The sequence below is a fragment of the Hymenobacter armeniacus genome (genome assembly GCF_014699055.1).
GTDB lineage: Bacteria > Bacteroidota > Bacteroidia > Cytophagales > Hymenobacteraceae > Hymenobacter > Hymenobacter armeniacus.
Genome location: NZ_JACXAC010000003.1, coordinates 627,449 through 641,297 on the forward strand (window position 1 = coordinate 627,449; position 13,849 = coordinate 641,297).

Below are 13,849 nucleotides of genomic sequence, written 5' to 3' on the forward strand. Positions count from 1 at the left end.
TTCCGCCCAGACCGTGGCTTCCAACACGCTTAGACCTTCCGACGGCCCCCGGCGCGCCAACGTGCCGCGCGAGCTGGTCGTGCCCGAGCCCGCCGTGGTGCCCGAAGCCGTGGTGGAAGAGCTTCCGCCCGCCCCCGAGCCGGCGCCCGAACCCGCAAAACGCCCCCGTAGGCCGGCCCCCGAGCCGCGCCCGCGCAGCTCGTGGAGCTTGTTTTCGCTGCTCGACCGGGTAACCAGCGTCGACGGGTTGTTTCGGGAAGGGCTGCCGGTGCGCTACCTGCCCAACCTGCTGTTTATCATGCTGCTCACGCTGCTCTACATCGGCAACACGCACTACGGCAACCGCATGAACCGCAGCATTCAGCGCCTCAAGCAGGAAACCGAAGACTTGCGAGCCGACTACACCACCCTGAAATCAGACTACATGGAGGCCAGCAAGCAAAGCGAGGTGGCCCGCAAGGTGGCCGCTTTTGGCTTGGTAGAAAGCTCCTCGCCACCCTTCCGCATCACCGTGCCCAGCGGCCACCTCGACGCCGCCGAACTGGAACTGATGCCCGTGCTCACGGCCGATACCTTGGCCGCCCGGGCTGCCCGCGACTCGGCTGCTGCGCTGCAGGCCGACCTGCTGGCCGGCCGCAAGCGCGGCACGGTGAGCAGCGAAGACTCCGGCCCCGAAATCATTGCCCCGCCCCAGCCGCTCAACGGCGACTCCGTGACGACCGACGCCGCTCCGGCGCCCCGCTCGACACCCGCGAGGCCGAGCAGCCGCCGCGCCAAGTCGGCTGCCAAACCCGCGCCCAAGGCCAAAACCCGCAAGCCTAACCGCCCCACGTCAAGCGCGGCCAAGCCCGCCGCCAGAAGCCACTCCCGATGAAAGGCAGCGTTAAAAAATCCATTGTTACGCGTGTGCGGCTGGCCTTTTTGGGCGTGGCCGTGTTTTCGTGCGCCATTTTCTGGAAAGCCACCAAAATACAGTTTCAGGAAGGCAGCAAGTGGCGGGCGCTGGAGCAGGAGCGCCGCATCAGCTACCTGCCGGTGCCGGCCACGCGCGGCACCATCTACGCCGGCGACGGCAAGAGCATCATGGCCACCTCGCTGCCTTTTTACCGGGTGGCCTGGGACCCGGGCGTGGTCGACGACGACCTGTTTCGGGCTGGGGTCGACTCGCTGGCCTGGCACTTGGCGCATTTCTTCGGCGACCGCAGCGTGCAGGAGTACAAGCGCCGCCTGAAGAACGCCCACGACGGCAAGGCCCGTTACATCCGGCTCAATTCGCGCCAAATCAACTTTCAGGAGAAGAAGCTGCTGGCCAACTGGCCCATTTTCCGGGCCAAGCGCAACCGCGGCGGCGCCATTTTTGAGAAGGTTGACAAGCGTTTCCGGCCGTTTGGCGGCCTGGCGCAGCGCACCATTGGCTTCGTGAACGAGGAGCGCCACGGCGCGGGCCTGGAGTACACTTATGAGCAAAGCCTGGCCGGCAAGGCCGGCGAAGCCCTGTTTGAACGGGTGCCCGGCGGCGTGAAGCCCGTGTACGACGGCACCGAAATCAAGCCCCAGCCCGGCTACGACGTGCAAACCACGCTCGACATCAATCTGCAGGACGTGGCCGAAAACGCCCTCTACAAGTCCTTGGTCGATAACAACGCTCAGTACGGCTGCGTGATTTTGATGGAAGTGGCCACCGGCGAAATCAAGGCCGTGGCCAACCTGGGCAAGGCTTCGGACGATACCTATAAGGAAGACTACAACTACGCTTTTGCCGACCAGGGCCGCACCGAGCCGGGCTCCACGTTCAAGCTGGCCTCGATGATGGCCCTGTTTGAAGCCCGGCCCAACATCACCTTGGAGGACATGGTGGACACCGGCAACGGCCGCATGTACGTGGGCGGGGCCGTGAAGTCGGACTCGCACGCCTTCGGCCGCATCACGGTGCAGCAGGTGTTCGAGAAGTCGAGCAACATCGGCGTGGCCAAGCTGGTCGACAAATACTTCGCCGGCAACCCCACCGAGTACACCGACTACCTCAAGAAGTTCGGGCTCGACAAGCCGCTGGGCTTCCAGATGGCCGGCGAGGCGCGGCCCTACGTGAAAGACCCCGCCGACCGCAGCTGGAGCCGCACCTCGCTCACCACCATGAGCATCGGCTACGAGCTCAAGCTGGCCCCGCTGCAAACCCTGGCCTTCTACAACGCCGTGGCCAACGGCGGCGTGAAGGTGCAGCCCATGATAGTGCGCGAAATCAAGGTGGCCGACCAGGTCATTCAGCACAACGAAACCAAGGTGCTGAACCCCAAAATCTGCTCCGACGCCACGCTGGCCAAGGTGAAAGCCATGATGGAAGGCGTGGTGCTGGAAGGCACGGCCCGCAGCATCCGGCCCAAGGACTACAGCATTGCTGGCAAAACCGGTACGGCCTGGAAGTTCAAAAACGGCCAGTACACCAAAACGTATTCGACCAGCTTCTGCGGCTATTTTCCGGCCGACAAGCCCAAGTACAGCTGCATTGTGGTGGTCGACTCGCCCCGCAACGGCCGCATCTACGGCGCTGACGTGGCCGCGCCGGTGTTCCGCGAAGTGGCCGACAAGTGCATGGCCCGCGACCTGCTCAGCCAGCGCCCGCTGCTGGCCAAGGCCCGCCTCAACAAGAGCCACGTGCCGCTGGTGCGCGCCGGCATGCAGGACGAGCTGGCCCTGGTGTGCCAGAAGCTGGGCCTGGCCGGCAACACCCAGGCCACGGGCGGCGAAGAATGGGTGCGCGCAGCCTCCGATACCGCTTTCCACGCCCGCACGGTGGCGCTGGTGGTAAACCCCGTGCAAACCGGCCGGGTGCCCCTGGTGCGCGGCCTCACGCGGCGCGATGCGTTGTTTTTGCTGGAAAACCGCGGCCTGCACGTGCGCGCCTTGGGTACCGGCCGCGTGAAAGAGCAGTCGCTGGCAGTGGGCACGCCCATCAGGCGCGGCGACCTCATCACGCTCACGCTCGAAGAATCGGGCCCGCGCCTCGCGGCCCCGCAGGCCCTGCCCGAGCCCGAGCACACCGACCTGGCCGAAAACAAGCTGCTGGTGCCCGTGGAGCTGGAGTCGGCCGCAAAAGCAGTGCCGACTAAGCCATCGGTGGCCGTAGCCAAGGCGAAAACCGCCGTTAAGCCAGCCCCCAAGCCGGCCCCGGCGAAAGCCAGCGCGGCAAAGCCCCAGGCCCGCCCGGCCGCTGCCCACCAGCCCGCAAAATCACCTGAAAAAGCTGCCGCGAAAGCCAAAGCATCAGCCAGTTCCGCCGCCAAAGCCCCGAAGAAGGCGGCCGCCCCCAAACCCACCGTGCGCCGCACCTGATACTAGTTAAAAGGTAAGAGTTGAAAGTGAAAAGGATAATGCCCTCATTATTAACTCTTGACTTTTAATTTTTAACTCAACGAATGATTTCGCTGCCGCTCTTCTCCCTGCTCACCGATGTTGCCGTGCTCGCCCAGCACGGCCCCACCGACGTGCCCATCACCGGCCTCACCCTCGACTCGCGCGAAGCCGGGCCGGGCGTGGCGTTCTGCGCCCTGCGCGGCACCGCTGCCGATGGGCATAATTTCATCGCAGGTGCGGTGGAGAAGGGGGTGGCGGCGGTCATTTGCGAGGAACTGCCGGCCACGCTGAACCCGGCCACGGCCTACGTGCAGGTGAAGGACAGCGCCGAAGCCCTGGGCCACATGGCGGCCGCGTTTCACGGCCACCCCTCGCGCCAGCTCAAGCTGATTGGCGTGACGGGCACCAACGGTAAAACCACCTGCGCCACGCTGCTGCACAAGCTGCTGCGCGAGCTGGGCTACCACGCCGGCCTGCTGAGCACGGTGCAGAATCAGATTGACGAGGAAGTCATTCCCAGCACCCACACCACCCCCGACGCCATTCGGCTCAACGCGCTGCTGGCGCGCATGGTGGCCGCCGGCTGCACCCACGCCTGCATGGAAGTGAGCAGCCACGCCGTGGCCCAGCACCGCATCACGGGACTGCGCTTTGTGGGGGGCATCTTCACCAACCTCACCCACGACCACCTCGACTACCACGGCACCTTTGATAATTACCTGAAGGCCAAAAAGGCCTTCTTCGACGGTTTGCCCAAAACCGCCTTCGCCCTCACCAACGCCGACGACAAGCGCGGCCCGGTGATGCTGCAGAACACCGCCGCCCGCCGCGAAACGTATTCCCTGCGCGGCGCGGCCACTTTCCGGGCCAAGCTCGTGGCCAACGAAGTGCACGGCCTGCACCTCGAAATCGACGGCCGCGAAATCCTGTTCCGCCTCATCGGGGTGTTCAATGCCTACAACCTGCTGGCCGTGTACGGCGCGGGCGTGCTGCTGGGCGAAGACCCCACCGAGGTGCTCACCATCCTTTCGGGCCTGACCACGGCCCCCGGCCGCTTCGAGCCGGTGGTGTCGCCCACGCAGGCCGTCACGGGCATCGTGGACTACGCCCACACGCCCGACGCGCTGGAAAATGTGCTGCAGACGCTGCACGAAATCCGCCAGCCCAGCCAGCAAATCATCACCGTGGTGGGCTGCGGCGGCAACCGCGACGCGGCCAAGCGCCCCATCATGGCCAACCTGGCCGCCAGCTTGTCCAACAAAGTCGTCCTCACCTCCGATAACCCCCGATTCGAGGACCCGAACGAGATTCTGGCCCAGATGCAGGCCGGCGTGACGGCCTCGGATTCAGCAAAAGTCCAGACCGTGGCCGACCGCCGCCAGGCCATTGAGACGGCGGTGCGCCTGGCCGGGGCCAACGATATTGTGCTGGTGGCGGGCAAAGGCCACGAGAATTATCAAGAAATTCGCGGCGTCAAAGCACCCTTCGACGACAAGCTGATTTTAACCGAAGTTTTTGCCGCGCAGGGCAAGTAGCCCCCGCGCTAACCGAATCTGAATGCTTTATTACCTCTTCCGTTACCTGCACGACCATTTCCACTTGCCCGGCACCGGGGTGTTTCAGTACACCACGTTTCGGGCCGGCCTGGCGGTGGTCATTTCCCTGCTCATTGCCCAAACGTTTGGGCACCGTCTGATTCGCGTGCTCCAGCGAAAGCAGGTAGGGGAGAGCATTCGCGACTTGGGCCTGCAGGGCCAAAACGAGAAAAAAGGCACCCCCACCATGGGCGGCCTCATCATCATCCTGGCCATTCTGGTGCCGGTGATTCTGCTGGCCCGGCTGCGCAACATCTACATCATTCTCATGATTTTGAGCACGGTGTGGCTGGGGCTGATTGGTTTCCTAGACGACTACATCAAGGTGTTCCGCAAAAACAAGGAAGGCCTGAGCGGCCGCTTCAAGGTGCTGGGCCAGGTGGGCCTGGGCATCACGGTGGGCTGGGTGCTGTTCTACAGCAACGAAATCACGGTGCGCGAGTACCTGCTGCCCAACGGCCAGTACTCGGCCATCGAGGCGACCAAGTTTTTCAAAGACGTGCACCTGATGATTACCACGGTGCCGTTTATGAAAAACAACGAGCTGAACTATGGCGACTTGTTTGCCACGGCCGGCTCCTTGTTCAACGGCCTCTACGGCCTGCTTTACATCCCCATCGTCATCTTCCTGATTACGGCCGTGAGCAACGGCGCCAACATCACCGACGGCCTCGACGGGCTGGCGGCCGGCACGTCGGCCATCATCGGCGTCACCTTGGCCATCTTCGCTTTTGTGAGCGGCAACGCGCTATTGGCTGATTATCTGGATGTGATGTTTATTCCGGATTCCGGCGAGCTGGTTATTTTCTGCACGGCCTTCGTGGGGGCCTGCATCGGTTTTTTGTGGTACAATAGCTACCCGGCGCAGGTGTTCATGGGCGACACGGGCTCGCTGGCGCTAGGTGGCATCATTGCCGTGCTGGCGCTCATCGTGCGCAAGGAATTGCTCATACCCATTCTCTGCGGAGTGTTTTTGATTGAGAACCTGTCGGTGATGGTGCAGGTGGGCTACTTTAAATACACCCGCAAAAAGTACGGCGAAGGCCGGCGCTTGCTGCGCATGTCGCCGCTGCACCACCACTACCAGAAATTGGGCTACCACGAGTCCAAAATCGTGTCGCGCTTCTGGATTGTGGGCATCATGCTGGCCGTCATCACCTTGGTAACCCTGAAACTGCGCTAAGCATGAACATTGTCATCCTCGGAGCCGCCGAAAGCGGCGTGGGCGCGGCCCTGCTGGCACAGGCCAAGGGCCACACGGTGTTTGTGTCGGACCGCGGCGCCATTCAGGTCGAATACAAGGAGCAGCTTACCCAAGCCGGCATCGAGTTTGAAGAAGGCCAGCATACGCTGGAGCGCATTCTGCAGGCCGAGGAAGTTATCAAAAGCCCTGGCATCCCGGAGAAGGCGCCGGTTATTCAGGCCCTGCGGGAGCGCAACATCCCCATTATTTCGGAGATTGAATTTGCCGGCCGCTACACCGCGGCCAAGTGCATCTGCATCACGGGCACCAACGGCAAAACCACCACCACGCTGCTCACCTACCACCTGCTCAAAAGCGCGGGCCTGAAGGTGGGCCTAGCCGGCAACGTGGGCTTTAGCCTGGCCGAGCAGGTGATTGCCGACGAGCACGACTACTACGTGGTGGAACTCAGCAGCTTCCAGCTCGACGACACCTACGATTTCCGGCCGTGGATATCGGTGCTGCTCAACATCACCCCCGACCACCTCGACCGCTACGGCTACTCGCTCGAAAGCTACGCCCAGGCCAAGCTGCGCATCACGCGCAACTTGGACAGCAGCGGGGCCTTCATCTACAACGCCGACGACGAGGTAACGGGCCGGTACTTTCAGTCGGCGTTCACGGAAACGCGCCTGCTGCCTTTCAGCCTGCACCACCGCCGCGACGTGCAGTTGGCCGGCTACTATACCGAGGAACAGAAGCTGTGTACCAACCTCGCGCCCGGCCTCGACGAAGACCGCGGCGTGGAAATTAGTACCGCTAACTCGCCCCTCATTGGCCAGCACAACCGCCAGAACACCCTGGCCGCCGTGCTCGCCGCCCGCGTGGCCGGCCTGGCGCCCAAGCAGATTGAAGCCGCGCTGGCCACCTTCCAAAACGCCGACCACCGCCTGCAGCTGGTGGGCGAAATCAACGGTGCTCGCTACATCAACGACAGCAAAGCCACCAACGTGGAAGCCGCTTGGTACGCCCTCGACGGCATTCACCAGCCCATCGTCTGGATTGCGGGCGGCACCGACAAGGGCAACGACTACAGCAGCCTGCTAGGACTGGCCGCAAGCCGCGTGAAAGCCCTCATTTGCCTGGGCGTCGACAATACCAAGCTGCGCGCCGCCTTCGGCAACGTGGTGCCGCACCTAGAAGAAACCCAGCGCATGGCCGAGGCCGTGGCCCGCGCTTCAGCCCTGGCCGAACCCGGCGACGTGGTGCTGCTCTCGCCGTGCTGCGCCAGCTTCGACCTGTTTAAGAACTACGAAGACCGGGGCCGACAGTTTACTCAATGCGTGAATGAGCGAATGGGTGAATGAGTGAATGGCGGTTTCACGCCCACCTGTTTAACTATTCGCTCAGCTGCTCATTGCCCTACATTCACTCATTCGCCCATTCACTCATTCGCCCATTGTCATGAAAGACTGGCTGCAACGTAACCTCAAAGGCGACCCCATTCTGTGGGCCATTGTGTTTCTGTTCTCCTTCATCAGCATAGCGGTGGTGTACTCAGCCACCGGCACGCTGGCGTATAAGAAGATGAACGGCAACACCGAGGCCTTCCTGCTCAAGCACAGCGCCCTGATTGTGGCCGGCCTGGGTTTTATGTGGCTGGCGCACCGCATCGACTACCGCTACTACTCGCGGTTGGCGCTGTACGCGCTGCTCATTTCGGTGCCGCTGCTGCTGTTTACCTACCTGCTGGGCGGCGAAACCAACGGCGCCTCGCGCTGGATGACCATTCCGGTCATCAACCAGACGTTCCAACCTTCGGACCTGGCCAAGCTGGCCCTGATTTCGCACCTGGCCAGCATGCTCAGCCGGCGACAGCAGCACCTGCAGGATTTCTGGACCACGCTGTTTCCGGTAATGCTGTGGGTGGGCATCATCTGCGGCCTGATTGCGCTCACCAACGCCTCCACGTCCTCGCTGTTGTTCGCTACCTGCCTGCTGCTCATGTTCATCGGCCGCGTGCCGCTCAAGCAAATGCTGGTGATGGTGCTCATTGGCGTCACGGTGGGGGGCACGGCCCTGGCCAGCGGCCAGCGCTGGAAAACGGTGCAGTCGCGCATCACCAACTTTTCCGACCCCACCAAGAAAACTCCTTTCCAGCTTGAACACAGCTACATCGCCATTGCCACGGGCGGCATTGCGGGCAAAGGCCCCGGCAAAAGCACGGAGCGCAACATCCTGCCGCACCCGTATTCCGACTTCATTTACGCCATCATCATCGAAGAATACGGCCTGCTGGGCGGCGCCGTGGTGCTGTTCCTCTACCTGGCCTTCCTCTATCGAGGGCTCAAAACCGTGATGAACAGCTACGGGGCCTTTGGTGGGCTGCTATCGGCCGGGCTTAGTTTCAGTCTGGTCTTGCAGGCGCTCGTGAACATGGGCGTGGCCGTGGGCCTGGGGCCCATCACCGGCCTGCCGCTGCCGCTGCTGAGCATGGGCGGTACCTCGCTTATTTTCACCGGCATCAGCATCGGCATCATCCTGGCGGTGAGCCGCGGCGAGCGCGAAGTGCGCCCCATGACCGGCGAGCCCGACGACACGGCACGCATCCCCAGCCAGCGCGCGGCGTATGCCTAGCGACTTCGGTAATAGGTAAAAAAGAACGTCATGCTGAGCTTGGCGAAGCATCTCTACCGGAGCAGTAACTGATTACTCTTCGCGGTAGAGATGCTTCGCCAAGCTAAGCATGACGTTCTTGTCCCGACGCAATTCCCCACATGAACCATACTCCCCTCCGTTTCATCATTTCCGGCGGCGGCACCGGCGGCCATATTTTCCCGGCGGTAGCCATTGCCAATGAGATTCGCCGGCGCCTGCCCGATGCCGAAATCCTGTTCGTGGGCGCCAACGGCCGCATGGAAATGACCCGCGTGCCCGAAGCCGGCTACAACATTGTGGGCCTCGACATCACCGGCCTGCAGCGCCGGCTCACCCCGCAAAACCTCCTGTTTCCGGTGCGCGTGTTTCGCTCGGTGCGCAAGGCCGGGAAGTTGATTGAGCAGTTTCGGCCCGATGCCGTGGTGGGGGTGGGGGGCTATGCCTCGGCGCCGGTATTGCTGGCGGCCACCTCGCGGGCCATTCCTTCGCTCATTCAGGAGCAGAACTCCTATGCTGGCCTGGTAAACAAGCTATTGGCTAAGCGCGTGAACAAAATTTGCGTGGCCTACGACGGCATGGAGAAGTTTTTCCCGAAGGAAAAGCTCGTCCTGACCGGCAACCCGGTCCGCACCGAAATAGCCAGCGGCGACCGCGCCGAAGCCCTCAAGTTCTTCGACCTCGACCCCAATAAGAAAACCCTGCTGGTGATAGGAGGGAGCCTGGGGGCCCGTACCCTCAACCTGGCCACGGCCGCCGCCATTGCGCGCCTGCGCGACGCCGGCATCCAGCTTTTGTGGCAAACCGGCAAGCTGTACTTCCCCGAAGCCCGCCAACAAGCCGACCAGCCCCACAACCTGCACGCCCTCGAATTCATTCAGCGCATGGATTTGGCCTACGCCGCGGCCGATGTGGTCATCAGCCGTGCGGGGGCTTTGTCAGTTTCCGAGCTGTGCCTCACCGGTAAAGCCAGCATCCTGGTGCCCTCGCCCAACGTGGCCGAAGACCACCAAACCAAAAACGCGCTGGCCCTGATGAGCAAAGGCGCTGCCGTACTCATCACCGACGAGCACGCCGCCGAGCGCCTCTACGACGAAGCCCTGCGCCTGCTCGCCGACCCCGAGCGCCAGCAGCAGCTCAGCACCCGCGTGCGCGAGCTGGCCCGGCCCCACGCCACCGCCACCATCGTCGATGAGCTGCTGAGCCTGGTGAAGAAGTAACGCCAGATAGGTAAAATTACGGCCAAAACCGCAGTTTTAGCCCATTCTGCCCGTTTGGCCTCTACCTTTGCACTTTCATCAACGACGGCCCTTGGAGCAATTTCCCTACGTTTTTTTTCTCGGCATCGGCGGCATCGGCATGTCGGCGCTGGCGCGCTGGTTCCGGGCCAACGGCCACCAGGTGAGCGGCTACGACAAAACCGAAACGCCGCTTACGCAGGCGCTGGCCGCCGAGGGAATTGCCATTCACTACGCCGATGCAGTAGAAAATATCCCGCTGGAAGTGCGCGAAAACCGGGACCGCACCCTCGTGGTGCTCACGCCTGCCATCCCGGCCGATAGCCAGGAATGGGCGTGGCTGCGCGAAAACGGCTACGACATCCGCAAGCGCAGCCAGGTGCTGGGCGTGCTCACGCAGGGCCGCTACACCATAGCGGTGGCCGGCACGCACGGCAAAACCACCACCAGCAGCATGGTGGCCCACCTGTTGCACCACGCCGGGCTCGATGCCGGCGCCTTCCTGGGCGGCATTGCCGTGAACCTGGGCAGCAACCTGCTGCTGCCCGCCACGCTCGCCGCCCCCATTGTGGTGGAAGCCGACGAGTACGACCGCAGCTTCCTGACCCTGTTTCCGGACGTGGCCATCGTCACGAGCACCGACGCCGACCACCTCGACATTTACGGCGACCAGTCGGCCCTGATTGAGTCGTTCCGCCGGTTCGTGGCCCAACTCAAGCCCGGCGGCACCCTGCTCATCAACCACACGGCCGACCCCAGCGTGGCCGCCGCCGTGCCGGCCGGTACCCGCGTCATTCGCTACGGCCTCAGCGCCGGGCAGGGCCCCGAACTTTTTGCCGCCAATATCTCGGCCGAAGGCCACCAGTTTCACTTCGACCTGCACGGCCCCCAGGGCATCGTGGCCGACCTGCAGCTGGCCGTGCCGGGCTACCACAACGTCGAAAACATGCTGGCCGCCGCCTGCGTGGCTCAAATTCAAGGCGTTGAACCGGAAAAATTGCGCGCCGCCGTGGCTGCGTACCGGGGTGTAAAACGCCGCTTTGAATTCGTGGTGACAGCGGGCCAAAACGTCTATCTGGACGATTATGCCCATCATCCGCGCGAAATAGAGGCTTTTTTGCGCTCGGTGCGTGCCCTGTATCCGGGCAAACGCTTGCGCGTCATTTTTCAGCCCCACCTATTCACCCGCACGCGGGACTTCGCCGAAGGCTTTTCGAAAAGCTTAAGCATTGCAGATGAGGTATTTTTGTTGGATATTTACCCAGCCCGCGAGAAGCCGCTGCCGGGCGTTACCTCCGACATGCTGCTGGCCAACATCACCGCTCCCACCAAAGCCCTCCTGACCAAGGAAGAAGTCCTCCGGGGGGCGCAATCTGAAACGTCGTTCGACGTTCTGGCCACGGTGGGCGCCGGCGACATTGATACCCTCGTGCCCCAGCTGCGAACCATTCTCACCGAACGCTGGAAATAGCCCATCGCCGGCAAGCCCGGGAGTCATTCATCTACCCCAATTTTTTCTGTTTGGACCGCACCGTACGAAACCTGCTTGTTGCCGCTGCCTGCCTGCTGGTGCTGGGCGGGTTGGGCGTGTTTGCTGCCGTGCGCCAGGCCTCCCGGCCCGTGAGCGAAGTGCAGGTCAACATCGCCAACGAGTTCGATAACTTCTTTATCAGCGAACGCGGCGTGACGGCCCTGCTCACGCGGGGCGGCAAAGAGCCGGTGGTGGGCACCCTGCCCGAAGGCCCGCGCCTGCGCGAGCTGGAAGCCCGCCTCAAGGCACATCCGTTCGTGCGCGAGGCCCAGGTGTACCGTGACCTGGCCGGCAACCTGCACGCCGACGTGCGCCAAAACCGGCCCATTGCCCGCCTCACGCACCCCGATACCCGCCTCGACACGTACGTCGATGCCGAAGGCCACGTGCTACCGCTTTCGCCGTTGTTTACCGCCCGCGTAGCCACCGTGGCAAGGCCCAACGGCGCCAACCTGCCAACTGCATTTTTCCAAGACAGCGTCGGGCGCCGCTACCTGGAGTTTTTGCGCTACGTCGACGAGCACGAATTCTGGAAAGCGCAGGTATCGGAGGTGTTCATTGAGCCAAGCGGCAAGCTGTCGTTTACGCAGCAGGTAGGCGACCAACGCATCGAATTTGGGCTGCCCGAAAATATTTCCGAAAAATTTGCCAAGCTGATGGTATTTTACCGGCAAATTCCGTCAGTTTTGGGGTGGGACACCTACCACCGCGTAAACGTTGAATACCAAAATCAGATTATTTGCGAATAGTAATTCGCTGACACATAGGCCGTAAGGTCGACAATCCCACCGTTCACAACTCTCGCGTTTTCATTGCTCGCCAGCACCGCTCCTATGCAACAAGACAAAATCGTCGTCGGGCTCGACATTGGTACCACAAAAATCTGCGCCCTGGTGGGCCGCAAAAACGAGTTCGGTAAACTCGAAATCCTGGGCATGGGCAAAGCCGTGTCGGAGGGTGTTTCGCGGGGCATCGTGCTCAACATCGACAAGACCGTCGACGCCATCAAACGCGCCATTCGGCAAGCCGAGGAACAGTCCGGAATTAGCATTGGAGTGGTAAACGTGGGCATTGCCGGGCAGCACATCAAGAGCCTGCAGCACAACGGCAGCATCACGCGCAACTCGCACGATACCATTGGTCCGGACGACGTGAACCGCCTCACGCAGGACATGTACCGGCTGGTGACCCAGCCCGGCTCGCAAATCATCCACGTGATGCCGCAGGACTACAAAGTGGACTACGAGGAAGGCATCGCCGACCCCGTGGGCTACGAGGGCGTGCGCCTGGAAGGCAACTTCCACATCATCACCGCCCAGAGCACGGCCATCAACAACATCAACAAGTGCGTGACCAAGGCCGGCCTCGAAATTGCCGACCTGATTCTGGAACCGCTGGCCAGCTCCATGTCCATCCTCTCGGAGGAGGAGAAGGAAGCCGGCGTGGCCCTGATTGACATCGGCGGCGGCACCACCGACCTCGCGGTGTTCAAGGACGGCATCATCCGCCACGCGGCGGTGCTGCCGTTTGGCGGCAACATCATCACGCAGGACATCAAAGCCGGCTGCAACGTGGCCCCCGGCCAGGCCGAGCAGTTGAAGGTGAAGTTCGGCAAAGCCATTGCCCAGGAAGCCAGCGACTACGAAATCGTAAGCATCCCCGGCCTGCCGAACCGTCCGCCCAAGGAAGTGTCGCTGAAAAACCTGGCGTACATCATCGAGGCCCGCATGTCGGAAATCATGGAGCTGGTGTATGCCGAAATCTACCGCATGGGCCTGCACGACAAGCTGTCGGCCGGCATCGTGCTGACGGGCGGCGGTTCGCAGCTCCAGAACCTGGAGCAGCTCACCGAGTACATCACCGGGCTGGACACCCGCATTGGCTACCCCAACCAGCACCTCGGCAAGAGCCGCATCGAGGCCGTGAAGTCGCCGATGTACGCCACCACGGTAGGCCTGGTGCTGTCGGGCTACCACTCGCTCGACGAGCGCAACCTGTCGCGCACGCCTTACGACCACGAAGAGCTGCCCGCCGCGCCCGCGTATTACGCTCCGCAGCCGGTGGCCGCGCCCGCGCCGGCGCCGGTGGAAACGCGCGCCGCTACGCCTGCCGCTCCCGCCCCGGCCCCTCAGCCGGTAAAGCAAAAGGAGCCCGGTGCGGCCAGCCGCTTCTTCAAAGACATCATCACCCGCACCAAAGGGCTGCTGATTGACGATTACGACGATAAATCCTACTAAATCCGACTGTCATGCTGAGGAACGGAGCATCTTATCACGGCTGCGTTTGTCAGAGTTAC

General features: G+C 62.5%; 10 protein-coding genes. All 10 read left to right on the forward strand.

Annotated elements, in window-relative coordinates:
• Positions 1 to 13 precede the first annotated feature (13 nt).
• The 10 genes from IC234_RS10945 (at position 14) to ftsA (ending at position 13,790) form a co-directional block, all read left to right on the forward strand.
• A complete protein-coding gene (locus IC234_RS10945) occupies positions 14 to 874 on the forward strand; it encodes an FtsL-like putative cell division protein (RefSeq protein WP_190924407.1) in 861 nt (286 codons plus the stop codon).
• Positions 871 to 3,330 carry a penicillin-binding protein gene (locus IC234_RS10950; RefSeq protein WP_190924409.1) on the forward strand — a complete coding sequence of 820 codons (2,460 nt, stop codon included), beginning with the start codon at positions 871 to 873 and terminating at the stop codon, positions 3,328 to 3,330. The genes IC234_RS10945 and IC234_RS10950 overlap by 4 nt, the downstream gene beginning before the upstream one ends.
• Before the next feature lie 83 nt (positions 3,331 to 3,413).
• Positions 3,414 to 4,886, forward strand: coding sequence for a UDP-N-acetylmuramoyl-L-alanyl-D-glutamate--2,6-diaminopimelate ligase (locus IC234_RS10955; protein WP_190924411.1), 1,473 nt, complete (start codon positions 3,414 to 3,416; stop codon positions 4,884 to 4,886).
• A 22-nt stretch (positions 4,887 to 4,908) separates the two neighbouring features.
• A complete protein-coding gene (gene mraY, locus IC234_RS10960; RefSeq protein ID WP_190924414.1) occupies positions 4,909 to 6,129 on the forward strand; it encodes a phospho-N-acetylmuramoyl-pentapeptide-transferase in 1,221 nt (406 codons plus the stop codon).
• 2 nt (positions 6,130 to 6,131) lie between these two features.
• The gene (gene murD / locus IC234_RS10965) at positions 6,132 to 7,496 is read left to right on the forward strand and encodes a UDP-N-acetylmuramoyl-L-alanine--D-glutamate ligase (RefSeq protein WP_190924417.1); all 1,365 of its coding nucleotides are present in this window, start codon (positions 6,132 to 6,134) and stop codon (positions 7,494 to 7,496) included.
• Positions 7,497 to 7,593: 97 nt separating this feature from the next.
• Positions 7,594 to 8,766 (forward strand): FtsW/RodA/SpoVE family cell cycle protein, encoded by a 1,173-nt coding sequence (locus tag IC234_RS10970; RefSeq protein ID WP_190924419.1) that lies wholly within the window; start codon positions 7,594 to 7,596, stop codon positions 8,764 to 8,766.
• A gap of 140 nt (positions 8,767 to 8,906) precedes the next feature.
• The gene (gene murG / locus IC234_RS10975) at positions 8,907 to 10,004 is read left to right on the forward strand and encodes an undecaprenyldiphospho-muramoylpentapeptide beta-N-acetylglucosaminyltransferase (protein WP_190924421.1); all 1,098 of its coding nucleotides are present in this window, start codon (positions 8,907 to 8,909) and stop codon (positions 10,002 to 10,004) included.
• Positions 10,005 to 10,095: 91 nt separating this feature from the next.
• Entirely contained in the window at positions 10,096 to 11,493 is a 1,398-nt protein-coding gene (gene murC / locus IC234_RS10980) for a UDP-N-acetylmuramate--L-alanine ligase (RefSeq protein ID WP_190924423.1), read from the forward strand.
• Between the two features lie 50 nt (positions 11,494 to 11,543).
• Positions 11,544 to 12,302, forward strand: coding sequence for a cell division protein FtsQ/DivIB (locus tag IC234_RS10985; RefSeq protein WP_190924425.1), 759 nt, complete (start codon positions 11,544 to 11,546; stop codon positions 12,300 to 12,302).
• A gap of 84 nt (positions 12,303 to 12,386) precedes the next feature.
• Positions 12,387 to 13,790, forward strand: a complete 1,404-nt coding sequence (gene ftsA, locus IC234_RS10990; protein ID WP_190924427.1) for a cell division protein FtsA — start codon at positions 12,387 to 12,389, stop codon at positions 13,788 to 13,790.
• The last annotated feature ends 59 nt before the right edge of the window (positions 13,791 to 13,849 follow it).